At 75.5% G+C, this 795-nt stretch carries 1 protein-coding gene; it reads left to right on the top strand.

From position 1 onward, the window contains the following. Positions 1-277: 277 nt before the first annotated feature. Positions 278-529, top strand: coding sequence for a hypothetical protein (locus tag FNQ90_RS25460; RefSeq protein ID WP_182608466.1), 252 nt, complete (start codon positions 278-280; stop codon positions 527-529). Positions 530-795: the final 266 nt, after the last annotated feature.

Raw genomic sequence — 795 nt, 5'->3', positions numbered from 1 at the left:
GGCGCGGGGCGGAGGCACGCCCCGCGCCCCCGGCGGGAGTCGGTGGCGCGCGGCGGGCGCCCGCGCGGGGGTTCGCGGTGGTGCGGCGGGTTTATCCGCGCCTCTTCATTCGTGCCGGTGAAACACCCGGTGGTCGGGGATTTCGGGGGCTTCGCCCGGGCAACTCTGTTCCCGCGACGTCGATCATGTCGCCCCGGGGGTCGGCCGACCCCGCGGCACGTCCCATCTCCTCGAGCGCGAGCGCCGTCCCGCGCACCCACAGCACGGAGGAATGAAGATGTCCCGTACCCGTACCGCCGCCCGTCTGGTCGCCGCCGCGGCGGCGGTGCCACTGGCTCTCGGTGCCCTCTCCGGCGTGGCCGTGGCGGACAACGACACCGACCAGGCCAACATCGCCGGGTTCATCGACGCCGACGACGGCTTCGTGGTCATCGGCCAGTCCAACACCAACGTGTCCATCGACTTCGCCGGGGATCTGCTGCCCGATGTCCTCCCCGGTTTCATCCCCATCTGGTTCCCCCTCTGGTGAGACCGGGCCCGCGGGGGCGGGTCGATGGCTCAGGGGTTCGTCGTACGGCCGCGTCCGCACCGGGCGCGGCCGTACGGCCGTTCCGTGCCCGGCGCCCCCGGTGCGGGGCCGGCCCGAGTTCCCGGACCGAGTTCCCGGACCGGAACCCCCGGGTCCGGGGCCGTCCTCCGGCCCCGGCGATCCGGCGGCCCGTCCCCGACGCGGTCCGTCCGCCGTCCCCGACCCCGGGGCACGACCCCGAACCGGCCCCCGCGCAGGTGACGGCC

The organism is Streptomyces alkaliphilus (assembly GCF_014141535.1).
In the GTDB taxonomy this organism is placed as follows: Bacteria; Actinomycetota; Actinomycetes; order Streptomycetales; family Streptomycetaceae; genus Streptomyces; species Streptomyces alkaliphilus.
This window is presented reverse-complemented; position numbering and strand designations above follow the sequence as displayed.

What these genes read in the sequence shown, in the direction of transcription:
- FNQ90_RS25460 (WP_182608466.1), top strand. Translation starts at nt 278, where the DNA reads ATGTCCCGTACCCGTACCGCCGCCCGTCTGGTCGCCGCCGCGGCGGCG.